The sequence below is a fragment of the Streptomyces pseudovenezuelae genome, assembly GCF_029892565.1.
Taxonomy (GTDB): Bacteria; Actinomycetota; Actinomycetes; order Streptomycetales; family Streptomycetaceae; genus Streptomyces; species Streptomyces pseudovenezuelae_A.
Window position 1 is genome coordinate 35790 of sequence record NZ_JARXVH010000029.1, and the last position, 24858, is coordinate 60647.

A 24858-nucleotide genomic window follows, 5' to 3' on the forward strand; every position below is an offset into this window, starting at 1 on the left:
GGATTCCCTAGATCTTCGAGTTTCCTGGTCTGTCACGGCAGCTGTTGTTCCTTGGTCGGTAGGGTGTTGTTGCTGGTCAGGTTGTTGTGGTGGCGGTGATGTTGTTCCATCTCCGGTGGGCTTCGGCGGCTTGGTGTTGGTGGTGGCGGCGCCAGGCGGACCAGTGCAGGAGGTGGTCGCGGTCGCGTCGGGGGCGGGGCGGTGATCCGCAGGAGTCGGAGCAGTTCGCGGCCGCTGGCCGGGACGCGCTCGCTGTCGGCGGTGGTGACTGTGGTGGTGCGGGCGCGGGTGACGGCCAGGACTGCGGCGGCGAGCATGCTGATCAAAGTCCAGCGCATCCAGGAGTTCCAGCAGGTGGACTGGCCCTGGTCGAGGCCACAGACGCCCTTGGAGATCTGGAAGTCCTCCTCGACGCGCCACCTGCAGCACACCACATCGACAAGATCGGCCAGGGTGACGGGAGTGGCCGAGTGGCAGCGGTAGAAGGAGAGTTCACGGGTGTAGCGGTGACGGCGGACCAGGACGGTGGCGTGCCGGGGCCGGTGTCCGTCGGGGGTGTCGTCGGGGTGGATGTCGAGCATGGCCCAGTCGTAGTGGCGGTCGCCCTTGAGGCCGTGGCCGGTGCGCAGGCGCATCCAGCTCTTCTTCGGGACCCGGGCCGCGAGTTGGGTGACGGTCAGGCGGCCGACGGCGGTGTCCACGCGGTGGTCGGCGCGGACGGCCAGGGCGTAGCCGAAGCCGAGTGCGCGGGCGCTGTGCCGCAGTTCCCGCCGTAGACTTCGTCGCCGGCCAGCCACCGTGCCTGTGTGCCCAGGTCGCGGGCGTGGGTGAGCAAGGCGGCGGCGATCTGGGGTTTGGTGGCGAACACGACGTCGTCGGGGACATGGGTGAGCAGTCGCCGTTCCTCGTCAGCGGCCCACTCGGCGCCGAGGTACAGGGCCCGGTCGATCGGGGCGTACCCGTGCCGGCTTGCGTAGGTGAGGTGGACGGCGACCTGGCACAGACCGATACCGGCCAGCGCTCCGGAGTATTGGCGGGCCGCGCCGACACAGTCCGTGGAGGACTTCTCGTCCCCGGTTTCGTCCACGATCAACACCGCGTCCGGATCGGCGAGTTCAGCGGCCGTCCAGGCAGTGATCCGGTCCCGGGCCCGGTCGTGATGGACGACCGCGCGGGACAAGAAGTGCTGAAGCCGGTGCGGTCCTCGGTGGCCAAGGGCCTCGGCGAGCGTCCAGCAGTTACGCGTGTCCAGCTCCATCAGCATCGCTTCGGTCATCTCCCGCACCAGGGCCCGTGGTTCACGGCGCTCGAAACAGTCCGCGATCTCTTCGGTCACCGCCCCGAGCGTCGCCGCCCATGTCTGCTCGGCTATCGTGGCCTCCGCCGCCACCTGGTTCTGAAACGTCGTCACAAACGTTCATGATCACGGTGGCCGTACTCATGCCCGCAGGCACCCCACCATCCCGCTGACCAGCCTCAACTCACGACCCAGTCACATCTACAGCTGCCGTGTCTGTTTCACTGCTCAGCACGAGCGGGCTCGGCGGCCTGCGGACAGGTGCTGCCGGAAGCTGCGCGTCCTATAACCGGGTGATCCCCGGGAAGTGGGCGCGAGCCGGGTGGGCGGACGTACCGCTCCCGGCGGCCACCGGGAAGAGAAGCACGCGGCGATGAGGACGAAGTGCCGGTCTCGGCCTGCGGTTTCCGTGGTGGACGGGCGTACGATGCGCGCCGTCGGGGCGGCGGAGGAAGCACCGATCTCGAGCAACTGCTCAGTACACCCCGCATATTGACTGGCCGTCACGTGAGGCGAAATCTCCCTGATCGGTAGACTCCGGAATGCCGAGGTCTCCCGGGCGTCAGCCGGGAGGGACTCTGAACCTGCCCCGTGCCCGTGGAGGAACGATCTCAGTGTTGACGATGCAAGAAGCCCTGCTGGTGCTGAACAAGTACTGGACCGAACACGGGTGTTTGGTCGTTCAGCCCATGAACACTGAGGTGGGTGCGGGCACGCTCAACCCTTCTACGTTCCTGCGGGTCCAGGGACCGGAGCCGTGGCGCGTCGCGTACGTGGAACCGAGCGTCCGACCCGACGACTCGCGCTACGGCGAGAACCCGAACCGCCTGCAGACGCACACGCAGTTCCAGGTGATCCTCAAGCCCGAGCCCGGAAACGCTCAGGAGTTGTTCCTGGGCAGTCTCCAGGCACTGGGCATCGACACGGCGGCACACGACATTCGCTTCGTCGAGGACAACTGGGCGTCCCCCGCGCTCGGGGCCTGGGGGCTCGGCTGGGAAGTGTGGCTGGACGGGTTGGAGATCACCCAGTTCACCTACTTCCAGCAGGCGGGTGGTATCACTCTGGACCCCGTGTCCGTCGAGATGACCTACGGCATGGAACGCATCGTGATGGCCCTTCAGGACGTCAGTCACTTCAAGGATATCCAGTACGCGCCGGGCGTCACCTACGGTGAGGCGTTCGGTCAGGCCGAGTACGAGATGAGCCGCTACTACCTCGACGAGGCCGACCTGGACACCCAGCGGACTCTCTTCGAGGCTTACGCCGGCGAGGCGCGCCGCATGCTCGACGCGCGCCTTCCCGTGCCCGCGTACTCCTATGTCCTCAAGTGCTCGCACACGTTCAACGTGCTCGACGCCCGGGGTGCCATCTCCACCACGGAGAGGGCGCGTTCCTTCGCCCGGATGCGAGGGATGGCCCACGAGGTCGCCGAGTTGTGGGTCGCCCGGCGCGAGGAACTCAGCTTCCCCCTCGGAGGGGGGCCGGACACAGCTGCCGACGCCACTGTGGACGGAACGTCCGCCGACGCGGCGGCCGGGGAGTCCGCCGGGGCGGAGCAGGACGCCGCGGCCACAGCACCGGCGCTGACGGCCGAGTCGGGGCGCGCCACGCTGGCGCTGGAGATCGGCGTGGAGGAGATGCCGCCGGCCGAGGTCACCAGGACCTCGCAGGCGGTACACGACGTGCTGGCGGAGAAGCTGGCCGCCACCCGGCTGGGATACGGGGACATCCGTGTCGCCGCCGGACCCCGGCGTGTGATCGCCACCGTCGCCGACGTGGAACCCTGGGAGTCCGACTACGAACAGACGCTGAAAGGACCCCAGGTCTCGGCGGCCTACGACGCCGACGGGAATCCCACGAAGGCGGCCGTCGGCTTCGCCCGCAGCCACGGCGCCGATCCGGCGGAACTCGGCCGCGTCGTCGTGGGGGCTAACGAGCACGTCGCGCTCACCCGGCAGGTCGTCGGGCGTTCGGCCGAGGAGGTCCTCTCTTCCCTCCTCGCGGAGGTCGTCAGCGGTCTCCGGGCCGAGAAGAACATGCGGTGGAACGTTCCGCGGCTTTCCTTCACCCGCCCGATCCGCTGGATCACCGCTCTGCTGGGAGAGCGGGTCGTCCCTTTCACGGTGTCCAGCCTGGCGTCGGGACGTACGACGCAGGTGCACCGTAACGCGGTGCCTGCCGCGGTGGAGGTGCCGACGGCGGACGGGTACCTGTCCTTTCTGAAGGAGCGCGGCATCCTCGCGGACGCGGCGGAGCGGCGGCGCCTGGTGGTGGACGGCGCCACACGACTCGCCTCGAGCGTGGGCGGCCGCATTCAGGTCGAGCAGTACGGCCCGCTGATCGACGAGATCACGAATCTGGTCGAGTTCCCCACCCCGATCCTCGGGAGCTTCGACGCGAAGTACCTCCTGCTGCCCCCGGACATCCTCGTGACCGTGATGCGCAAGCACCAGCGCTACCTTCCCGTCGTGGACGCGGAGGGCACGATGCAGCCGTACTTTGTCGCGGTGGCCAACGGATCGTGCGACCACGACGTCGTCCGCCGGGGCAACGAGGCCGTCCTGCGCGCCCGGTACGAGGACGCGTCCTTCTTCTGGAAGGCGGACCTCGAAACACCGCTGAGCGAGATGATGGAGAAGATCCGGCTCCTCACGTTCGAAGAGCGGCTCGGTTCCATGGCGGACCGCGCGGACCGCATCTCGGCGGTCGCCCGCCGGCTCGCGGACGTCGTCGGCGTTTCCGGTACCGACCGCGAGGTCCTGGACCGGGCCGCGGCCCTGACCAAGTTCGACCTCGGCTCCCAGATGGTCACGGAGCTTTCGAGCCTCGCGGGCGTGATGGCCCGCGAATACGCGGTGCGCGCCGGGGAGAGTGAGGCGGTGGCACAGGCCCTCTTCGAGAACGAACTGCCGCGTTTCGGTGGTGACCGGCTGCCCGGCACCCTGCCGGGGGCCCTGCTGGCGCTGGCGGACCGTCTCGACCTGCTGGTGGGTCTTTTCGCGATCGGAGCAGAGCCCACCGGCAGCTCCGACCCCTTCGGGCTGCGGCGCTCCGCACTCGGCGTGGTCAACATCCTGCTCAGCAGGAGCGAACTCGCCGGGCTCGGATTGAGTCAGGGGCTGGCGATCGCGGTGGAGCAGCAGGCTGTCATGGTCGAACCGAAGCGCCTGGACGACGCTGCCCAGTTCGTGCTGCGCCGTCTCGAACAGCAGCTCATCGAGGTAGGGCATGCCACCACGGACGTGCGGGCGGTCCTGGTGCGGGCCGACTCACCGCTGCTGGCCGTACACACCCTGGAGGAGCTGGAGAGCCTGCAGGGCGACGACCGGTTCGTCCGGGTCCTGGCGGCATTCCAGCGGGTACGACGCATCGTGCCCGCCAGTGTGGAAGGGGCCTACGGCCCGGACCAGTTGAAGGAACCGGCCGAGCAGGCCCTGCACTCCGCGCTGACCAAGTGCCGGCAGGTCCTCGACGGGGAGACCTCGCTCGTGCGTTTGACTGCGGAGACGGGCGAGCTCGTCGACGCGGTGAACGTCTTCTTCAAAGACGTCCTGGTCATGGTCGAGGACCCCGGGGTCCGCGCCAACAGGCTGGGCCTGCTCGCCGCCGTGCGCGACCTCGCGCAGGGCATCGTTGACTGGGAGAAGCTGGGCTGACACGTTCCGTCGGGCAACGAGGCGGAGATGCACTGCCTGTCGTGGGGCGGAGCATGTCCGCCTGGTGGTGCGGCCACCGGTGGCCGCACCACGCAGGGACTCCTGCGGAAAAGGATGGTTTCGGTCGGTATCCGAGGCGAACCGATTTCCCGTTGATCAGGCATTGATCACCGTGAGCCAGTATGAGCGTGTACCGGCACATGGCACGGCTGATCGACCGGATGCGCGACCGTCATCCCCCCTCCACAGGAGCACGAATGAATCGTTCTGCGCTGACCGCGGACAGCGAGGCATTGGTCTTCCTCAACCGGAACCAACAAGTGCAGTACGCAAGTCCGGAATTCTTCCGGCAGTTCGGCGGATCGGCCGAGGAGCTGTGCGGGCGGCCATTTCGCAACCTTGTGGCACCCGATCTCCGCGAGGGCCTTGAGAGCCACCTGAAGCAACTGCTCCTCGGCGCCCGGGACAAGTACAGTCACCGGACGGCGCTGCTGCGGCGGTCGGCGTCGCCGTTGATCGCAACACTCACCGCCACTGCCCTGAAGGGCAGTTCGCCGAACCGGGCCCTGGCCATTCAGCTCGCCCGCCCGGCGGACGGATACGCCTCGCGTGCCGCGAGCCGTGGCACGAGCCTCAGTGAGATGTCAGTGAAAGTCCTGGAAGGGACCGCGGCCGGCCTGACCTCCGAGTTCCTGGCGGCGCATCTGTTCATCAGTCGCCAGGCCGTCGACTACCACATCGCCCGCATGCTGCGGCAGTTCGGCATGCCGAACCGGGCGGCGCTGATCGCACTCGCCTACTCGACGGGAATTCTGAAGACCGGTACTTGGCCACCCCGGGTGGCCGACGGTCTCGTCAAGTAGAACCCGTACGCCCGGGGCTGTTTCAAAGTCCGGTTGGTCAGCTGAAGTTGCTGGTCACAGCGTGGTGACGATGATCACGAGGACCGATACGAACAGATCGAGGATCCCGTTGTGAACGGACGACCTTGCCAGTCACCGTTCAGAACCGGAGCCTCGATGTGCCGCTGGCCTGTCACCCCCTGCCTCGTCAAGTCGCCTGTGCTGGCGGGACGTTCGGGGCTGTAGCTGGCGGCTGCGGCATCGAGTCTCTCCGACCCGGCAGCTCCCATTAGGCTGCCGGACCCCGCGCGTTCGTATGCGGGGATCGGACAGTGGGCTCGCAGTGCTTGCTTCCCAGGAGGCGCTGGCACGGTCCGGTGGTATCCGCCGGATCATCGTCTCCGCTGGTCCGGGCGGCCTTGCCGATCTGACGGGCGAATGCCCGGACGGGGTGGAGCCAGCGGCCGCGGACGGCACGAGCGCCCGCGGCTCGCGTCACCACGATGCACCGGCAGCACACCTGCCCCCGCCGTGACCGGCGACGGCCTCACCGTCACCCAGCTGCGGGTCCCGGACAAGACGAATGAAATCATCTGCTACGCCACTCTATTGGAACCGTTCGACCTGACCGGGATCGTGGTGATGGCCGATGCCCTCCACACCCAACGGGTGATAGAGAACCGGCTCCACCTCATCCGCGACACCACCTTCGCCGAGGACGCCTCCCAAGTCCGCACCGGACACGGCCCGGACAACATGGCCACCCTGCGCAACCTCGCGATCAACAAACTCCGTGAACACGGCCACCCCAACATCGCAGCTGCCCTCCGTGAGATGCCCTACCAGCCCTTCACCCGGCCACTCGACCTCCTCGGCGTGACCCCTGACCAGTAATAACGCCAAAACCCAAGGACTCTGAAGAACCCTGCCGCGACACCCAGCTCGCCAACGTGGTCTCGTTGATCCCAAGATCCTTCGCGACCTGCGCGATCGCCTTGCCGGTCCCGGCGGCGATCCGCACAGCACCCTCACGGAACTCTGCGTCGAACTTCCGCCTCTTGCTTACCGTGAACATCAACTTCGCCTGCAGTCAGGACCTCTACGCTACGAGGGGAAGGTCACTCAGGGGCGGCGACGCCAGCAGAGGTCATACTCCGGAACATCTGCGGACGACGGATCCTGTGCCGTTCCAGGGCGGTTCGCCGCCGGCCAGTTCGTGGTGCTGTGCGGAGTTGGCGGACGAACGGTCCGGTGCTCCGTTCGTTCGGGCATTTCCGGGTGGCCCGCTCAGGATGAACGTCAGTACCAGCGTGGTGAAAACAAGGCACAGGCGCAAGGACATGGCTGAGTTGCGAAAGATCACGGGTAATGTCCATTCTTGTCTGTTTCTGAGCTGTGCGCCGTTGAGAGGCCGCCACGATGCGTCATCCTGGCAGATCGTGGTCAACGCGCGATCAATACGCAGGTCGGGCGGTGCATTTGATGTCTCGTCCGGACCTGTGACCGGAGTGCGGGGGGCGGCGGTGGACCACACAGGGACGACGCGCGCGGGTCGGTCGTGCGTATCGCAGTACCGGCTGAGCTGTGAGCGGTTCTTTCCGGTACTGGTGACACCGGACGGAACCGGACGGCTTCGAGCCCGCCGTTCGGCCGGTCGATAGAATTTTCTGTGGAAACGGTGGATTCCGGACGGCGTCCGGGGTGTGTCGATTTCCCGTTGATCAGCCGTTGATCGTCGTGAGCCACTATGGCGGAGTAACCGGTTGGTGGCACGACTCATCGCATCGGGCGCTCGGTCACCGATCTCTTCTCGTGGGATTTCAGGCCGATGCCATTCATGGATTGCGCTAAGAATTGGGTGGCTGTATGGACACTCCCGCACAGCTTTTCCTCCGGCCAGATCCCCCGACCGTCCATGACGACGACGCGTTGCTGTTTCCCCGGCATGCCGCCGGTTTCAGGGAGGGAGATGGAGTGGAGTCGGCGTGCAGGACGCGACCGGACAGCGGAACGCCTCGTCCCGATGCTGACCGGTGCATGGTCCCCGAGGCCGGTCCCACGCAGCTGAACCTTCTGGGGCCGCTCGAGATCCACGTGTCGGGCGTCGCCATGTCACCGGGAGGAGTGAAGTCGCAGATCCTTTTTGCCTACCTGTGCCTCCATGCAAACCGGCACGTCTCGATCAGCAACATCATCGAGGCCGCCTGGGGGGAGCAACCACCGACAAGTGCGAGGAAGAACGTACAGCTGTACGTCAGCCGGTTGCGCAGGCAGGTCAAGGATGCGGCGGACGTACAACTGGTCACGACGGGCGACGGCTACCAGCTTTCGACCGAAGCCGGCCAGGTGGATCTGGAGCGGTGCCAGCGATTGTGGCGGCTCGGCAAGGAGAGTTTCGACAACGGCGCGCTCAGGCAGGCGTGCGGGCACTGGCGCGAAGCGATCCAGCTATGGCGGGGCAAGCCCCTCAGCGGCCTCACCGGGACCCTGGTCATGCAGGCCGAGGCCGCGAGCCTGGAACAGTTCCGGCTCGGCCTGCTGATGAAGTACTTCCAGGCACAGCTCGCGGACGGCCAGCACGTCGAAGTGATTCCCGAGCTTCTTGCCGCAGTCACCGCCCATCCCCACCAAGAGCGACTGCGTGCCGATCTCATGCTGGCCCTGTGGCAATCCGGGCAGCGCCACGCCGCGCTCGCCACGTACCGCGAGGCGTATCAGCTTCTGGCCGACGAGCTGGGAATCACTCCGGGGCGCCGGCTGGAGGCGCTGCACCAGGCGATCCTGGCCGACGACGCCGAACTGGTCAGTGACCTCACAGCGGACCGGAACATCTCCCCATGACGCCGCAGGGCGGGGGCCGGGTGCTGTCCGGCGGCTGCTCCGGCGCGGGTCGGAAACCGCGTTCCGTGCCGCCCATCCCGTACGCGCACCGGCCCGGCGCCATCTCTCAGATTGTCTTAGGTGCTCCCCGCGACCACGACGTCCTCGACGAAGCGGCCCCCGAAGTCTCCCTTCCACACCGCGCTCAGCGGCGGCAGCCCCTCCAGCACACCGTTCGCGGCGAGGGCTAGTCGGGCTTGGTCAGGTTCGTATGAGTGTGGGTATGTCGCGGTGGCAGGTGGGGCAGGCGCCGGTCCAGAGGGCGAGGAGTGTCTGCAGGTCGCGGACCACTTGGTAGAGGCTCAGGCCTGCGCGGTGTCTTTTGGGTCTGGTGCCAGTCGTTGCAGGGTGCAGAAGGCGTGGGCGGCGGAGACGAGGGTGACGTGGTGGTGCCATCCGTTCCAGGTGCGGCCTTCGAAGTGGGCCAGTCCCAGGGCCTGTTTCATCTCGCGGTAGTCGTGCTCGATGCGCCAGCGGAGTTTGGCCAGCCGCACCAAAGTCGCCAGGGGCATCCCGGAGGGCAGGTTCGAGAGCCAGAACTGCACCGGCTCGGGCTCGGTCGCGGGCCATTCCGCCAGCAGCCACCGCTCGGGCAGTTCAGGATCGTCGGTGGCCTTGCGGATGCCGCGGCCGGCCGGGCGGATGCGCAGGGCGACGAACCGGGAGTACATGCGCTTGAAGCTGCTTTGGCTCTTGCCCGGCCGGGAGCCTTCCCGCCAGGACACCGGTCTCGCCGCCGTCCTCCCGGCCGCGATGACCAGGTCTTTCATGGTCTGCGCAGGCTCGGGGTACTGCATTTTGGGTGGCCGGCCGGTGCCCGCATAGTCGGGCTGGACGGGTTGGGCGTGGGCGGGCTGTGCGGTGTGGCGGGAAGAAATGCCCACCGCATAGGGCAGCTTGCGTTCCTCCAGGCCCAGCCGGAAGGCGGCGGCATCGCCGTATCCGGCGTTCGCGACGACCAGGGGGACGTCGATGCCCCACGATCGGGTCTCGTCGATCATGTCCAGGGCCATCTGCCACTTCTCCACATGCCCCACCTGGGCGGGAATCCCGCACCGGCCGCGGCGGGCGATCTTGTCCGGGTCGGCCTCCGGCGCGTCGGGATCCCAGGATGCGGGCAGGAACAGCTAGGACCATCTCTCTCATCACCTGGCGCGTCAGCGCGGCGCCCAGACACGCGTGCCGACCGCGCCCGAACGCGACATGGCGAGCCCAGGTTCTGTCGGTGCGGAACGTGTCCGGTCCGCGAACCTCCTCGGGTCGCGGTTGGCCGCCACGAGTACGAGGACCACGCGCGACTCGGCCCGTACGGTGTGGCCGTAGAGAATCATGTCCTTCAGTGCGCGTCGCGTGGCCAGATGGAAGGGCGTGACCAGCCTCAGCGCCTCGTCCACGGCGCCGTCGATGTCCGCTTCGAAGTCGATCTCGACACCCTCCGGCCCGGTCACCGCCTCCAGCAGGCGGACGACAGCCGAGGCGGTGGGTTCCAGCGCCCCGCTGACGAGCTGGGCGTACACCGCGGTGGCGTCCAGGAGGTCCAGGGACCCGTCGGACAGGGCACGGCTCAGTGCTGTGGCGAGGACTCCTCGCGGTTCCCGACAGCGTTGCGCGACGAGCCCGGTCAGCTCGTCGAGAGCCTTCTCCGTGCGGAGTCCGATGGCAGGGTCGTACGTCTCGATTGGCCCGACCTCCAGAATGCGGCCGGCGCAGTCGGCCAGCTCCGCTAAGGCGTCCGGCCGCTCGTCGAGCAAGCGGCACAGACCCGCCGCCAGCGCCGGCCTCACCACGGCGGAAAACAGTCTGTCGGGCGCCGCCGTGGAACTGGTCGCCACGACGGATTCCGTCATCGCGGCAACCACCTGCTGAACGGCGGCGGACGTGAACAGGGGGAGGAGCAGACGTCTCATGCCCGTGTGCAGCGGCGGGTCGGAGAACACGGGCCAGCGGTCGATGAACTCCGTCACTCGCCAGTACGTGTTCTGCTGTTCCTCCGTCAGGCCGGGCGGGCAGTAGGTCTCTACCTGCGCACCGAGCCGGGGATCGCGAAGCAGTTCGTACACGTCGTCATAGCGCGTCACGTACCAGGTGCTCGTGCTCTCGTCCCAGTCCACACCGCGCGACTCGCGCAATTCGTCGAACCACTTGATCGGCGACACTTCCCGGTCCGTTCGAGCCGGTATCACCCCAGCCCCTGTCGTGGGGTCGGCCATCTCCGTCCATCCTTTCCCGTCCTTGGGTCTTTCGGTAGTCGGCCGACTACCGGGCTCCTAGAGCACCGATCGGTCGGCGAGCAGGTAGTTGCTCACTGCGGTTGAACTCGCAGTGGCGGGTGGGGATCTGACGTTTCATGATCGTTGCGGTATGCCGGAGGGATGAGGTACGCGCAGGGAGGCGGGCTGACGCCGAGGAAGCAGGCGGCTCGTGAACAGGTGAGGCTGGGGGCCGCGGAGCGGTTCGCGCGTGGGGAGAAGACCAGGGACATCGCGCGTGAGTTTCGTGTCGGGGAGCGTCAGGTGGAGAAGTGGCGCGAGGGCGGGGCCAAGGCGCTGCGGTGGAGGGGGCCGATGTGTGTGGAACTTCTGAGCCCTGTGCAATGGGAGCGTCTTGTACGGGAGTTGGAGCGCGGCACCCTGGCACACGGGTGGGACGAGGAGCAGGGCTGGACGCTGGTGCGGATCCGCGCGCTGATCATCCGGTTGTTCCTGGTGGAGTACACGGTCCAGGGGGTCTGGAAGCTGATGCGGCGGCACGGCTGGTCCCCGCAGGCGCCGGCGAGGCGGGCACTGGAGCGGGACGAGGCGAGTGTCGGGCGGTGGCGGAGCGAGGTGTGGGAGACGGTAAAGCCACCGCGGCGTCCCGGGACGCCTACATCTGCTTCGAGGACGAGGCCGGGCAGGGACTGAGGCCGCCGAAGGGACACACGTGGGCACCGCGCGGACAGACACCGCGGGTGCGGGTGCGGGTGCGCGGCTCGGACCGGGGACGGGTCTCCGTGGCGGGACTGGTCTGCTACAAGAGCGGTGAACGATCGCGTCTGATCTACCGGTTGCACGTGTACCGGGGGCGGAAGGGCGAGGCGAAGAGTTTCACCTGGCAGGACTACCGCGACCTGATCGTCGTGGCGCACAACCAGCTCCAGGCCCCCGTGGTCTGGGACTGTGAGAATGACGGTGTCCCGTTCGGATCACGGCCTGGCTCGGTCTGGGACTGACCTCGGTGTCCAGAGAATTGATCTGTCGGCCGTGGTGCGAGCGGGACGTGCTGGCAACTCGGCGAACGGACGTGTCCCCATAGGGGCTTTCGCTTCAGCATTCATCTGGTCGACGAGCTCGCGCTGTTCTTCGTGGAGAACGAGGAGTGGCTGACGGTGTTACAGTTGCCGTCTTACGCTCCTGAGCTTAATCCGCAGGAGGGCGTCTGGTCGTTGGTCAAGCGCGGCCTGGCCGACTTTGCCGCCGCCAACCTCGACCACCTGTCCCGCGTCATGAAGCGCAAGCTCAAGAAGATCCAGTACCGTCCGGAACGGATCGACGGCTGCCTCACCGAAACCGGATTGATCATGAATGCCGGATGATCACCGGGTCCGCCACTGCGAGTTCAACCGCAGCAACTCCCGACGTGTTTCGGCCGATTCCGGAGCGGCGGCATAGGTGGTGGTGGTCTGCCGCCGTCTGTCGGAACCGCCGAACGACGCGTGGTAGGAATGCGGGTCGAAGGCGATGAGGTCACCCGGGGTGGACTCGACGGCGAAAGCAGGCACCTCCGTGTTCTCCATGCCGAGGAAATGGAGCGGATTCTCCAGCTCTGCGGCGAACGTGTCCCAGCTCCCGTCCCGCCTGTGCGTGCCCGGGATGATCCGCAGCGCTCCGGTGCCGCTCCCGAGCGGTTCCAGGTACTGAACGATCTTGAGCAGCCGCAGCGCACGGTGGTTGCCGTCCCGGTGCCAGTAGGTGGCACCGTCGTACCGGACCCCGTCCCCGCCGATGTAGGTCACGTCGCTGCCCAGCAGCCGGCGTGCCAGTCGGGGGCAACGGCCGTCAGCGAGCAGAACCTTCTGGAGCACTTCGCTGCGCTCAGCGATCCGGGCGACGCCCGCGCGTCCTTGCCGGCCGACCACCGGAAAGTTCGCGAAGGCGTCGGAGATCACCGGCACGACGTCGTTCTGCACACCGCGCAGGTGCAGGAACCCGAACGTCTTGAAGCGTGCGACCTCGGCGTCCGTCACTGACAGAGGGGCGAGTCTCATCCGAAGGGCACCGATCCCGAGACGTAGCGGTTGAGGAAGTAGCGGCGGGTGTCGCGCTGTTCGGTCTCGGTCACTGAGCTTCTTCAACTGCGCCCCGGGAGAGGGAAGGTAGGTCTGTCGTTGACGTACGGGTGACCAGCAGCATTGAGCGCGCTGACTGAGACCGACACCTCAGCCACGTCACCCGATCAGTGGCCGATCTGAAGAAGCTCACTGGTTCACCGACACAGTTGAACGCCAGCTGTCGACGCACACTGCCGTGCCATGCCGCGTGCAGAACGTTCGTGTCGAAGACGATGACGTCACCGGGCCGGGACTCGACCACCACCGCGGGAACGTCACCGCCGGCGAGACCGAGATCCTCCTTGTGCCGGATGACGTGCCTGGTCGGCTCGCCGAGCCAGCCGTTGTCCGCCCGGTGCGATCCGGTACGAAGCGCAGCGCTCCCGCGTCGTGCGCGGTGGCTTCGAGATAGAGAACGAAGCGCAGGAACGGCGTCTCGTAGAACCCGTCCGAGTCGCCCACAAGGATGTTGGCGTCGCTGGTGATGATCTGATGGTCGCGTTCGAAGAACGCCTCGCAGATTCCGTGCACCAGGTCCGACCCGGAGACCAGCCCGAGTTCGGGCATCTCGGCGAGGGCATCGAACTTCGACACCCGCTCGTCCGGAAAACGCCCTCCGCCGGCAGACTCATCGTCCGGTCGAATGCGGTTCGCAGGTCGGCGACGGTTTCTGAGACGGCACTCCGCAGGTGGGCGAAGCCGAACACCCTCAGCTGGCACGCCACTTCAACCTCACGGGGCGACATGGGAACCCCCGGGCGAAGGACGCCGACCGGGGAACGACGTCCAGACCGGCCCCGGCTCGTAGTCGTGCATCTGCTCCCTGTCCCGGGGACCGATGACCACGGCCTCGGGGGCGAAGATCTCGTGTACCTCGGAGATCCTGGCGGCGATCGACTCCGCTCTTCTGCCCGGTGATGCGGCGTGCAGCCGCGAGCCGCCCGAGAAGAGGCTGCGGATCACGAGGCGGTAGTCGGCGAGCAGTTCGATCGTGCTCGTGTCTTCCGGATCCAGCTGGTCCGCCTCGCACATGACCAGGCTTCCGGCCGGCAGTCGGCCGACGATCTGAGGCAGACTCACCTCCGGCAGGAGCACACTGACGCCGATGTGGTCCGCCTGTCCCGTTTCGGAACAGTGCCTGGCGAACGCGGCGAAGCCGATGTCCGAGACCCGGGTCGGTTCGGGGTTGTGCACGAAGGCGACCTCGACATGGTCGCGCCCCAGCCGCTTCAGGCTTCCCTGCAGTGACTTGACCAGCCCCTCACGGCTGTAGTCGAGCGTGGGCAGGGGAGTGGTGATGTCGACGCCGACCTTGGTCCACACCGAGGCGTCACCGGGAAGATGGGCGCCGAGGTCTTCCTCCGCTCTCCCGCGGGCATACGCTGGGGCGGTGTCGAAGGTACGGAACCCCTGTGCGATCGCGCCTTCGACGAAGTCCCGGCTCTCGTCTGTGTCGCGGCCCAGAACCATCAGTCCGTTGAACGATCCGGAGCAGCGCATGGTGCCGACGACGACTGACGGCCCGTCCTGCGTCGTGTTCATGGGCGCCTCATCCCTCGCGAGTTTCCGGACGGCAGATCGCCATGCAGGCGAGCCCGGTGGTGGGCGGTTCGCAGAACGACCGCTCAAGTGCTTCGCCGATCTCCTGTCGCGTCGCGAAGACCGACACCTGCCGAGAACTGTCGTAGGGGCAACGGCGCAGGAACCCGTCGGCGGACAGATACAGCCGCTCGGACTCGCAGGAGCGCGCCACCTCGCCGTGCAACCACGCGTGATAGTCCGACACCACCGTGGTCAGCTGCTCCGACATGCCGAAGAACGTGGAAATCAGCGCCAGGTCGCGCTTGAGCCCGGGATTCTCGAACCGAAACGTCGGCGACGGCAGAAGCGGGCTGACCTCGACCGGAACCTCCGCGGTCTCGGCCACGGTGACGATCTCCTTCAGATCGTCCTCGTCCAAGCCGCAGGCGGTGACGTGCAGGCTCGCCCGACGATGCCCCAGCGCCTCGAAAACCGGAGGGGCCGAGGAGAGCGTCCGGCCTGTGCGGCCCCGTTCCTCCGCCTTGCGGCTGTCGGCGGAAACGGTGATGTGACTGAGCATGCCCGCCACTTCTGCGAGCGCGTCGAGCCGCGGCCCAGTCCTGGCGGCGGTGACCACCGAGGCCCGAAAGCCGAACTGGACAGCCACACGGACGAGTTGGCCGAACTCGGGGTGGTCCGTCGGTTCACCGCCCGACAGACACAGCTCCTCGACGCCGACCTCGCGCAGACGGGACAGGGCCCGGGCATAGGTGTCGAGGCTCAGCACGTCGCGTCCGATGTCGGCCCGGAAGCAGAACCGGCAGTTCACCGAGCAGTTGTCGGCCGTCGAGATCAGCACCCCGCGGAGTGCGCCATACCGGTCGGTCACTGCAACCCCGTCTGGTCGGTGAGTGCGAGTTCGAGGCCCACCTGGAAGAAGTCGCACATCTGCGGGTCGGGTTCGGGGTTGTTGCGAAGGGCGACGTCGTTGCGGGACGGACCGCCGCAGACGGCAGCGGCAGGGCACTCCCCGCACTGCCTCGCCGGCAGCAGGTTCTTGGCCGCCCCCGCCAACAGCTCCGGCTGCTCGCGGAGTTGGCTGATCGGGAAGATGAACGACTCGTCGCGCCAGTTGAGGTCGAGGATGGAGATCCGCCCGCGCGACAGCAGCGCGGCATTGAGGCCACCGTCCTGCTGGATGTGTTCGTACAGCTTCGGCAGCCGCGTATCCAGTGCCTGGTAGATGCGGTCGATCGAGGAGAACAGCATGGCGCCGCGGGACAGGGCCAGCAGCCGCGAACGGAAGACCGCGCGGCACAGGGCCTCGCCGTCGACGTGCCAGCGGCCGGAGATCGGTATCGGTGTGTTGACGTAGATGAAGTTGATGCCGAGCGACAGCACGTACTCGACGGTGTTCGGAAGATCGCTCACATTGGTCGGCGTGGGGGTGAGGTTGCACCCCACGTGCACGCCGGCCTCGCGCAACCGCTGGATGTTCCGGTGGATCCGTTCGTCGGCCGGCTTCCCCGACAGCAGGAATCGCTCGATCTTGTTGGCGTCCGGAGCGCCGTCGAAGGAGACACCGACCCCGTACTTGAACTTCTTGAAGTGCTCGATCATGGGGTCCTTGATCAGGACACCGTTGGTGACGACGGTGAACTGCACCCGTCCGACGCCGTGCTTCTCGGCGAGTTCGAGGGCGTACTCGTCGCCGTACTTCATCAGGTCGAACCGAGTGGTCGGCTCTCCGCCGAACCACTGGATGGTGACCTCGTCCTGCCCCGCGTTCTGCTCGAAGAGGTACTCGAGCCCCTCGCGCAGCTCGGGGATGGTGATGTCGTCGGCGCCGGTGTTTGTGTCGACGAAGCAGTACGTGCAGGTCATGTTGCAGCGGTCGGTCACCACGATGCGGTAACCACTGATTCGTGGCGGCGTTCCCGTCATGCCCAGTCCGCGGACTCGGTCGAGGACACGATCACGCTGCGGCGCGGTCGGCGTGTCCGGAGAGAAGCCCAGCTGATCCATCTCCGCCATGAGCTCGGGGTCGAATTCGTCGAGCCGCTTCATTTCGTCGGCGGTAAGACTTGCGCTCACCAGAGAGACAGGGTCGAAAACGATACCCTCCGCGCCCTGGGCCACAAGCAGGTACTTGTTCCAGAGTCGATCGGTATCATTTGTCATGGTGACCTCCTAAACGCACGGAACAAGCCGTGCGTCGGAAATGACCGCACGGTGAGGAGCCTGTTGCGGTGTCATCGACGATCGTCGATGACACCGCAACAGGACGAGACTCTTACTCTTCTTCCGCGATGTCCGCGGCCTTCAGGACGCCCTGAACGATCTCCGTGTAGTGCTTCTTGAGATGCTCACTGTTCTCGGACGTGGCACCGTCGGCGAGGACGATGATGCCGGGCAGCGACGGATTGGGCGCCATCAGCACGATGCCGGGCGGGTCCAGGCTGATCGCCATGACCACGTCCTCGACGGGCACCCACTCGACCTTATCCTTGATGGCGTCCATGACGCTGACCTGCTTGGTTTTGAAGTCCTCGCGCTCGCCGAACCAGACGCCCGACTTTCCGCGTGATCCCACCGCGTCGGCGTAGATCAGGTGGTTGTCCTTCTGTTCGCGTGGCTTGGGCATCCAAACTCCTCCTAAAAGCAGAGTCCGGTCTGTGCTGCCGCGGAGCTAAATTGCGGAAAGCTCTACGGCCGCTTTCTGCGTGCACACTCTGACCGCTGATAGGCAGTCTCACATGCGGGACCATAAACGCGGTTCATTCTCGGTATATTCGACGATCCCGCAGGCGCACGAACTGTCCTCGTCGCCTCTACGTACGGGTGTATCGCCGGCCTCCCCGTCCAGCTCACGGGTCTTTTTCCTGACGGGCCCAATGCTCGACGTCTAGTGAATACACTAGTTCTCCGTCGAAGCCCTACCGCAAATTACCGGGTCGTGCGAACCTAGTTTCTCAAGTGGTTCGAAACGTTTTCTCGCAGGGGCGCACGCAGGGTTCTTGGGTTTTGGCGTAGTTGCTGGTCAAGGGGTCATGCCGAGGAGGTCGAGTGGCTGGGTGAAGGTCTGGTAGGGCATCTCGTCGTCGTGTTCCCCGCGATCACCGGGACTCAGACACGGCAGCTGTAGATGTGACTGGGTCGTGAGTTGAGGCTGGTCAGCGGGATGGTGGGGTGCCTGCGGGCATGAGTACGGCCACCGTGATCTTGAACGTTTGTGACGACGTTTCAGAACCAGGTGGCGGCGGAGGCCACGATAGCCGAGCAGACATGGGCGGCGACGCTCGGGGCGGTGACCGAAGAGATCGCGGACTGTTTCGAGCGCCGCGAACCACGGACCCTGGTCCGGGAGATGACCGAAGCGATGCTGATGGAGCTGGACACGCGTAACTGCTGGACGCTCGCCGAGGCCCTTGGCCACCGCGGGCCGCACCGACTGCAGCACTTCCTGTCCCGCGCGGCCGTCGATCACGACCGGGCCCGGGACCGGATCACTGCCTGGACGGCCGCTGAACTCGCCGATCCGGACGCGGTGTTGATCGTGGACGAAACCGGGGACGAGAAGTCCTCCACGGACTGTGTCGGCGCGGCCCGCCAATACTCCGGAGCGCTGGGGGCCCGTATTTCAATAACTGTCGGCGACGGGTGTTTCCGCGGGGGTTGTTCGTGCGTGTAGCTGCTCCATTGTGCGGGCGGGCGATCCGGGTATCGGCGTGACGAGGATCCCGTGCAGGTCCAGGAGCCGTTTTCCGTCCTGGTACTGGATGGGCAGGTTGGTGCGGTTGACGCCCAGTAGTTGGGCCAGGAAGGTCATGGTCACCGCTCTGCGGCGGCGCAGGATGGCTGCCAGGAGTCGGTGGGTGTGGTCCTGAGGGGCCACGAAGTTTCCGGACAGGCACCCAATAGGGTTGTCCTGAACAAGGAAACGAGGAAGAAGTGGCGCCACCCAGCAAGTACTCACCGGAGTTCCGCGAGGAAGCCGTCCAGATCGCGCTGAGGTCGAGCAAGACGATCTCTGAAGTCGCCCGGGAGCTTGAGCTGAACTCAGAGACGCTACGCGGCTGGGTGAAGAAGCATCAGTAGCAGTAGGAACCGGCTCTCGATGCGGAGCTGACAGTGAACGAGCGGGCGCGCCTGAAGGAACTCGAACGACACAACCGCGAGCTGGAGATGGAAGTTACCTTCCTGAAAAAAGGTGTGCCACGAACGCGGGAGGCTGCTTTGGGTAGTTGAGTAGCTGAACGCGGTGCTACACGAGAGATGAAGGATTTTCGGCCCTTCGGAGTCGCCCTGCGGGGGGAGGCTCCAAACCGTCACATGCTGCGGAAGCGGTGACGCGACCGTGGTGAGCGACTGTGGAAAAGGCGTCCGTGAGGCGTCAGGTGGGGATCAGGGAGACGGAGCGCAGTCCCCTTGCAGGGGATCGCTGTTGACGCGTCGTTATTGATTAAACGGCATCAGAACCGGGTGTTACTTTTTGGCCCGGGATGAGTCTGGCGGAAACCCGTTTACTGGCCAGGTGGTGCCCGGCGTGGAGGCGACGTGAATCTGGTCTGCTGCTTTCGTGGCAGGGCTTCGGCGTAGTCGGCTGGCGTCCGGTTCATGATGGTCTGTCAGGTTGATCAGCCGGAAGAGCGGGGCAGGCACAGCATCCAAGATCATGGAGTTCTCGACGCCCCGTGACCTGCCTGGAAGACCGTGCCTACCGACGCGTCATCGCTGATCCCGCCTGCCCTTGACCGGCTCCGCCAGCATCCCGAGGTCGCACCGGAAGAGGTGCCCGGACTATTGGAGCGCCTCGCCCAGGTGCCCGATCCGCGTGATCCCCGCGGAGTGCGCCACGCTCTGGTCGTCGTCCTCGCCTTGTCCGCCTGCGCCGTGCTGGCGGGGGCAACGTCAATACTGGCGGTCGGCGAGTGGATCACCGACGCTCCGCCCCACGTGCTGGAACACGTTGGGGTGCGGCTCGACCCCCTGTTTCCCAAACGCTCCCTACCTGCGGAAACGACGGTTCGCAGGCTGCTGGCCCGGATCGACGGCGACGCATTGGACTTGGCGGTCGGTCGCTGGCTCGCTGACCGCCGCAACCCCGCAGCAGGCGGACTGCGCGGCCTGGCGGTTGACGGGAAGAGCCTTCGCGGAGCCGCCAGGGCGAAGGGACGCAAGATCCACCTAATCGCAGCCCTGGACCATGCCACGGGCCTGGTCCTGGCCCAGCTGGACGTCCGGGAGAAGACGAACGAGATGACTCTGTTGGCGATCTTGTCAGGGTGGTGACGGCGGGCGCCGCTGGTGGTTGATTGGAACGGCGGGGCGGCCTCGGTATGAGGTGGTGGATGGTGTCGCTGCATCCGGAAAGTCATCTGCGGATCCCGGTCGAGACGGTCAGGACGGCGTGGGCGGCGTGTCCCAAGGGCACGCCGGTGATGCTGATGCGGGACCGGCTGGATGTGGTGTTCGCTGATGAGGACTTCGCGGATCTGTATCCCACGGACGGCAGGCCGGCGCTGTCGCCGGGGCAGTTGGCGTTGGTGTCGGTGCTGCAGTTCGCCGAGAACCTGTCGGACCGCCGGGCTGCAGACGCGGTCCGCACGAGGATCGACTGGAAGTACGGGCTGGGCCTGGAGCCGGATGATCCGGGGTTCGACTACTCCGTGTTGTGCGAGTTCCGCGCCCGGCTTGCGGAGGGCGATGCTGCCGAGCGGCTGCTGCAGGTGATGCTGCAGCGGCTGGTGGAGGCCGGGCTGCTCAGGGCGGGAGGTCGGCAGCGTACCGATTCCACTCATGTGCTGGCCGCGGTACGGAACCTCGGTCGCCTCGAACTCGTCGGGGAGAGCCTGCGGGCTGCGCTGGAAGATCTCGCCGAGGCCGATGAGCAGTGGCTGTTACCGCTGCTCGAGCCCGAGTGGGGCAAGCGTTATGGGCGCCGGGTCGAGATCGGGAAGGTTCCGGGCGGCAAACCGGCAGTCGCCGCGCTGGGCGAGACCATCGGCCGGGACGGCGCGAAGATCCTGACCGCGCTCTGGGGCACCCAGGCACCGCCTGGGCTGCGGAGGCTGGCGCAGGTGGAGATCCTCCGCCGGATCTGGGTCCATCAGTACTACTGGGACTCCAGGGGCAAGCTGCGGTGGCGTAAGGGAAAGGCGTTGCCGCCGGCCTCGCTGCGGTTCGACTCGACCTACGACACTGACGCCCACTACTGCGTCAAGCGAGGCACAGCGTGGCGAGGCTATCGGGTTCACTTCAGTGAAACCTGTGACGATACCGAGCGGCCCGACGTGGTCGTCCATGTCGCCACCACCATCGCCACCGTCCAGGACGGCGAGTTGACCCCGCGTATCCATGACGATCTGGCCGGCCGCAACATGCTGCCGGACGAACACGTCGTCGACAGCGCCTACGTCACCGCAGGCAGGATCGAGCGAGCCCGCCGTGTCCACGGGGTGGAACTGCTCAGCCCCCTCGATCGTGATCACAGCCATCAGGCCAGGGCCGGGGAAGGCTTCGACAAGTCATGCTTCGCCATCGACTGGGACGAACAGGAGGCCGCATGCCCGCAGGGGCACGTCAGCACCGGATGGGGGCCCATGCGGTCCGGGGGATATGAGTACATCCAGATCGGCTTCGACCAGGCCACCTGCCTCGCCTGCCCGGTCCGGTCCGGTCCGGTCCGGTCCGGTCCGGTCCCAGTGCACCAACTCCCCGGCCTATCCCCGCTTGATCGCATTACTGCCCCGCCCTCTGCACGAGATCCAGACGCGCAACCGCCTCGACCAGGCCACCGAGCAATGGCAGCGCCGCTACGCGATCCGCGCTGGAATCGAATCCACGCTCTCCGAGAACGTACGGGTCCACGGCCGCGCCGGGCCCGATATCGCGGGGTGAGAAAGGTTCATGTCCAACCCGTTCTGACCGCCCTGGCCTGCAACGTCGCCCGCATCGCCGACTGGTTGAACACACCGGCGCCCGCTCGGCGCCGAGCCACCCGGCTACACACCCTCTACGCCTCCGCCGCACACCCCTGACAAGATCGCCAACAGAGTCACGAGATCACCTGTTTCCAGCAGCTGCTGGAGAACGTGGCTGACTTGACCGGCGTGGTCGTCACCAGCGACGCCATGCACACACAGCGCGAGCACGCCGACTATCTCCTGGGCCGCGAAGCCCACTACATCGTGATCGTCAAGGGCAACCAGAAGAAGCTTCGCAAGCAGATCAAATCCCTTCCCTGGAAGGACATCCCGCTCCAGGGCCGCACCACGGACGTCGGTCACGGGCGCGCGGAGATCCGACGGATCAAGGTGGCCACAGTCAGCAACCTGCTCTTCCCCGAGGCCCGGCAGGCCGTCCAGATCAAGCGCCGCCGCACTAACTAACCGGAAGACCGGCAAGACCACCATCAAAACCGTCTACGCCGTCACCAGCCTCACCGCCGAGCAGGCCACCCCGACCCAACTCGCGATCCTGATCCGTGACCACTGGCGGGTCGAGGCCCTGCACCACGTGAGAGACATGACATTCGCCGAGGACGCCTCTCAACTGCGCACCGGCAATGCGCCCCGGGCCATGGCCACCTGGCGCAACCTCGCCATCGGCGCCCTGCGGCTGGCTGGCGCGACCAACATCGCCGCCGTCCTGCGGTACAACGCCCGCAACGCGGACCGCCCGCTCGCTCTCCTCGGGCTCACATGATCGAGCCGCATACGCCATGCGACTCGCCGAAGCCCTGCCCACTGGACCACCCAGTGTGCTCTCCAAGATGAATCATCAATCGTTGAAGTAGTGGTCTTTCTTGATGTCAGCGATCAGCGTGGGACGCGTCGGCCACCATCCCAGGCGTTCCTGCGTCACTGCGCTCGACGTCGGGCTGTCGATCGACACCAGGGGGCCGAGAAAACCGAAGTGGTTGCCTGCGTCCTCGGCCGCGACGCTGACGACCGGCACCTTCAGCTGACGGCCGATAGCCTCAGCGATCTCCCGGAACGGCACCCCCTCATCGCCGACTGCGTGCAGGCGCGAGCCGGCAGGGGCGGTCTCGACAGCCAGCCGGTACAGGTGCGCCGCGTCCAGCCGGTGCACCGCAGGCCACCGGTTCGATCCGTCGCCGACATAGGCGGACACACCCTTCGCACGGGCGATGCCGATGAGAGTCGGTGTGAAACCCTTCAGGTCTCCCTCGCCGTGCACCAGCGGCGCGAGCCGTAGCGCAGCTGAGCGCACGCCGCACTCTCCCATGGCGATCACGGTGTGCTCGGTCGGAACCCGCAGGGCCCACGCCCCCAGCCTTTCTACATCGGGGGCATCCGCTTCCGTGCCCAGGCGACCGAACGTCAGGCCCAAGGTTCCCGAGGTCACCACGAATGGTTTGTCGGAGCCTTCAAGTGCTGCCCCGATCGCCTCGACGGCGCTCAGTTCGACCCGGGCTCGGGCGGCCGGATCCGTGGTCTCAGTAATGTGCTGGTTGGCCGCGTAAATGACCCCGTCCGCTGCAGTGGCGGCGGCACGCAAGCTGTCGAGGTCTTCCAGTTCGCCGCGTCGCACATCTGCGCCGACCGCTGACAACGTTGCGGCGGCCGAGTCTGAGCGGGCGAGGCCGATGACCTGATGGCCTGCTCCGAGGAGCTCGCGGACAACCGCGGATCCGATGTACCCGGTGGCACCGGTGACAAAAATGCGCACGATGACAATCCTCTTGTGGCTTCGAGTCAGCCCGGCCTCTGGAGAGGGGTGGGCTTGTGCTTCAACGCTAAGAACCGCAGGCACCCCGCGTCCAAGTCCTGTTCCACACCACGTGATGCGAAATGGGTATCACGAGTATCCTGGCGGCGTGCCCGACCATCCCTCCTCCTCGGCGGACCTCGACCTGCGCCTGGTGCGGTACTTCACGGTCGTCGCCGAGCACCGCAACTTCCACCGCGCGGCCGACGCTCTGCACCTCGCCCAGCCGTCGCTGAGCCGGCAGATTCAGCGTCTCGAAGAACGAATGGGCGTCCGCCTGCTCGATCGCACGAAACAGGGCAGCCACCTCACCGAGGCGGGCCGGATCTTCCTGCCTCAGGCGCAAGCACTCCTGCACTCCGCCCGGCAAGCCGTGGCGACGACCCGCGCCGCCGTTGGCCCCGACGAATTCACCATCGGGTACACGGGCGGCCTCATCGTGACCACCGCGGCGCGCGCACTACGCAACCGGCGTCCCGACGCCGAGGTGCGCACCCTGCATCTGGACTTCAGCCAGGTAAAAGCGGCCCTCCTGGACTACCGGGTCGACGTGGTCCTCGCCCGAGAGCCGTTCCCGACCGACCAGTTGCGCGTGACGGCCCTCTACGAGGAGCCCCGGGTGCTCGTGGTGCCCACCTTCCATCGCCTCGCCGACCGCACATCGGTCACCATTGACGACTTTGCGGACGAAGCCCTGGTCCGGTACACCGACGCGGCCTATGACGCATTCTGGCGTCTCGAACCACGCCCGAATGGACGTCCGACACCCGAAGGCCCACTCGTCGCGTCCGCGGCAGACAAGCTCGAACTCATCGCCAGCGGCCAGGCCCTCGCCCTCGCGCCGGCCGGCGGCGAGCACACCCCTCTTCGACACGACCTCACGACCATTCCCGTTGAAGGAATCGAACCGTGCCGAGTCGTGCTTGCGACCAGGGCCGAAGACCGTGGACCGCTCGTCGAGGACTTCCTCGACATTGCTGTGAACCAGCTCATCAGGAGGGGCGCGACGCGCTCCCCAAACCTCAGGAAAATGCACTGACAGAGACCGACAACGGCTTGCAACATCAACGGCTAGCGCAGTTAAGGATCAAGACGACCGGCGCAGGTGCGAAGCCTGCCCCCTCCAGCGCCGCGCACTCTTCATCGAACAATGCCTGGTGATCCACAACGGGAGCCCACCCAGGCCCACCCCGACCGCCGCGCGAGACCACCTTTGCCGAGGACGCCTCCCAACGCGGCCTGGCAGCGCCCCCGCGCGATGGCGGCCTGGTGCAACGTCGCCATCAGAGCCCTGCGCCTTGCTGGGGCGACGCTACGCCCACAACGCGGACTGCCCCTCGCCCTCCTCAGACTTACCTGATCACGAAACGGACGTCACGCTACAACGCCGAAGCCCTGACCTCGCTGGCGGCCTACCCAACGGCACGTCCGGTTCGGCGGGAGGCCGCGCGGAAAAGGACTCGCCTCGGTGAGAACCTCGCTGCGCGGCCCACCCATCGAACTGGCTGATGCGCTCGCGTCGTCTGGTGCGTGACTACGAGACGCTGCCCGCCATACACGAGGCGATGGTCCTGTGGTCGGTGACCATGCTGATGACCGGGCGACTGGCCGGACGCC

Annotated in this window: 19 protein-coding genes and 5 pseudogenes; 12 read left to right on the top strand and 12 right to left on the bottom strand. The window is 66.5% G+C overall.

From position 1 onward, the window contains the following. Positions 1 to 76: 76 nt before the first annotated feature. Positions 77 to 1411 (bottom strand): annotated as a pseudogene (locus M2283_RS52165) (IS701 family transposase). Positions 1412 to 1920: 509 nt separating this feature from the next. Between M2283_RS52165 and M2283_RS47010 the strand changes: the two are divergent. The 3 genes from M2283_RS47010 to M2283_RS52170 all read left to right on the top strand — a co-directional run bounded on the left by M2283_RS47010 (position 1921) and on the right by M2283_RS52170 (position 6692). Beyond that, positions 1921 to 4956 (top strand): glycine--tRNA ligase, encoded by a 3036-nt coding sequence (locus M2283_RS47010; protein WP_280882790.1) that lies wholly within the window; start codon positions 1921 to 1923, stop codon positions 4954 to 4956. A 182-nt stretch (positions 4957 to 5138) separates the two neighbouring features. Further along, positions 5139 to 5819: a LuxR C-terminal-related transcriptional regulator gene (locus M2283_RS47015; protein WP_280882755.1), complete on the top strand. Its 681-nt coding sequence runs from the start codon at positions 5139 to 5141 to the stop codon at positions 5817 to 5819. Positions 5820 to 6329: 510 nt separating this feature from the next. Next, entirely contained in the window at positions 6330 to 6692 is a 363-nt protein-coding gene (locus M2283_RS52170; RefSeq protein ID WP_432423236.1) for a hypothetical protein, read from the top strand. Here M2283_RS52170 and M2283_RS47025 read toward each other — a convergent pair. Further along, a complete protein-coding gene (locus M2283_RS47025; RefSeq protein ID WP_280882756.1) occupies positions 6649 to 6873 on the bottom strand; it encodes a transposase in 225 nt (74 codons plus the stop codon). The genes M2283_RS52170 and M2283_RS47025 overlap by 44 nt on opposite strands. A 962-nt stretch (positions 6874 to 7835) precedes the next feature. On the opposite strand from M2283_RS47025, the gene M2283_RS47030 reads away from it, so the two are divergent. Further along, the gene (locus M2283_RS47030; protein ID WP_280882757.1) at positions 7836 to 8639 is read left to right on the top strand and encodes an AfsR/SARP family transcriptional regulator; all 804 of its coding nucleotides are present in this window, start codon (positions 7836 to 7838) and stop codon (positions 8637 to 8639) included. Between the two features lie 341 nt (positions 8640 to 8980). On the opposite strand, the pseudogene M2283_RS47035 reads toward M2283_RS47030, so the two are convergent. After that, positions 8981 to 9805: pseudogene (locus M2283_RS47035) on the bottom strand (IS701 family transposase); the annotation flags it as partial. A gap of 30 nt (positions 9806 to 9835) precedes the next feature. Further along, complete coding sequence (locus M2283_RS47040; protein WP_280882758.1) at positions 9836 to 10834, bottom strand: cytochrome P450; 999 nt, start codon at positions 10832 to 10834, stop codon at positions 9836 to 9838. Between the two features lie 216 nt (positions 10835 to 11050). Between M2283_RS47040 and M2283_RS52175 the strand changes: the two are divergent. Continuing rightward, positions 11051 to 12252 (top strand): annotated as a pseudogene (locus tag M2283_RS52175) (winged helix-turn-helix domain-containing protein). Here M2283_RS52175 and M2283_RS47060 read toward each other — a convergent pair. The 6 genes from M2283_RS47060 to M2283_RS47085 all read right to left on the bottom strand — a co-directional run bounded on the left by M2283_RS47060 (position 12253) and on the right by M2283_RS47085 (position 17152). Then, positions 12253 to 12924, bottom strand: coding sequence for a phytanoyl-CoA dioxygenase family protein (locus M2283_RS47060; RefSeq protein WP_280882761.1), 672 nt, complete (start codon positions 12922 to 12924; stop codon positions 12253 to 12255). It abuts the pseudogene before it with no gap. A 210-nt stretch (positions 12925 to 13134) separates the two neighbouring features. Next, the gene (locus tag M2283_RS47065; RefSeq protein WP_280882762.1) at positions 13135 to 13581 is read right to left on the bottom strand and encodes a hypothetical protein; all 447 of its coding nucleotides are present in this window, start codon (positions 13579 to 13581) and stop codon (positions 13135 to 13137) included. 138 nt (positions 13582 to 13719) lie between these two features. Beyond that, positions 13720 to 14529 (bottom strand): aldo/keto reductase, encoded by an 810-nt coding sequence (locus M2283_RS47070; RefSeq protein ID WP_280882763.1) that lies wholly within the window; start codon positions 14527 to 14529, stop codon positions 13720 to 13722. Between the two features lie 7 nt (positions 14530 to 14536). Next, positions 14537 to 15454 (bottom strand): radical SAM protein, encoded by a 918-nt coding sequence (locus tag M2283_RS47075; protein WP_348538988.1) that lies wholly within the window; start codon positions 15452 to 15454, stop codon positions 14537 to 14539. After that, on the bottom strand, positions 15394 to 16575 hold the full coding sequence (locus tag M2283_RS47080) for a radical SAM protein (protein WP_280882764.1): 1182 nt from the start codon (positions 16573 to 16575) through the stop codon (positions 15394 to 15396). Before M2283_RS47080 ends, M2283_RS47075 begins: the two co-directional genes overlap by 61 nt. Before the next feature lie 226 nt (positions 16576 to 16801). Continuing rightward, positions 16802 to 17152 carry a hypothetical protein gene (locus M2283_RS47085; RefSeq protein ID WP_280882765.1) on the bottom strand — a complete coding sequence of 117 codons (351 nt, stop codon included), beginning with the start codon at positions 17150 to 17152 and terminating at the stop codon, positions 16802 to 16804. Between the two features lie 588 nt (positions 17153 to 17740). Here M2283_RS47085 and M2283_RS52180 point away from each other — a divergent pair. After that, positions 17741 to 18139: pseudogene (locus M2283_RS52180) on the top strand (transposase); the annotation flags it as partial. A gap of 9 nt (positions 18140 to 18148) precedes the next feature. Here M2283_RS52180 and M2283_RS47095 read toward each other — a convergent pair. Further along, positions 18149 to 18403: a hypothetical protein gene (locus M2283_RS47095; RefSeq protein WP_432423237.1), complete on the bottom strand. Its 255-nt coding sequence runs from the start codon at positions 18401 to 18403 to the stop codon at positions 18149 to 18151. A gap of 56 nt (positions 18404 to 18459) precedes the next feature. Here M2283_RS47095 and M2283_RS52185 point away from each other — a divergent pair, with 56 nt between their 5' ends. From M2283_RS52185 to M2283_RS52195, 5 genes and pseudogenes are all read left to right on the top strand, one after another. Then, the gene (locus tag M2283_RS52185) at positions 18460 to 18606 is read left to right on the top strand and encodes a transposase (protein ID WP_432423238.1); all 147 of its coding nucleotides are present in this window, start codon (positions 18460 to 18462) and stop codon (positions 18604 to 18606) included. Between the two features lie 615 nt (positions 18607 to 19221). Next, complete coding sequence (locus M2283_RS47100; protein ID WP_280882766.1) at positions 19222 to 19800, top strand: transposase family protein; 579 nt, start codon at positions 19222 to 19224, stop codon at positions 19798 to 19800. A gap of 59 nt (positions 19801 to 19859) precedes the next feature. After that, positions 19860 to 21548, top strand: coding sequence for a transposase (locus tag M2283_RS52190; protein WP_432423239.1), 1689 nt, complete (start codon positions 19860 to 19862; stop codon positions 21546 to 21548). 54 nt (positions 21549 to 21602) lie between these two features. After that, positions 21603 to 21899: a hypothetical protein gene (locus M2283_RS47115; RefSeq protein ID WP_280882767.1), complete on the top strand. Its 297-nt coding sequence runs from the start codon at positions 21603 to 21605 to the stop codon at positions 21897 to 21899. A 22-nt stretch (positions 21900 to 21921) separates the two neighbouring features. After that, positions 21922 to 22056, top strand: a pseudogene (locus tag M2283_RS52195) (ISAs1 family transposase); the annotation flags it as partial. Positions 22057 to 22290: 234 nt separating this feature from the next. Here the strand turns inward: M2283_RS52195 and M2283_RS47125 are convergent. Next, positions 22291 to 23202, bottom strand: coding sequence for an SDR family oxidoreductase (locus M2283_RS47125; RefSeq protein WP_280882768.1), 912 nt, complete (start codon positions 23200 to 23202; stop codon positions 22291 to 22293). Positions 23203 to 23350: 148 nt separating this feature from the next. Here M2283_RS47125 and M2283_RS47130 point away from each other — a divergent pair, with 148 nt between their 5' ends. Next, a complete protein-coding gene (locus tag M2283_RS47130) occupies positions 23351 to 24280 on the top strand; it encodes a LysR family transcriptional regulator (RefSeq protein ID WP_280882769.1) in 930 nt (309 codons plus the stop codon). Positions 24281 to 24858: the final 578 nt, after the last annotated feature.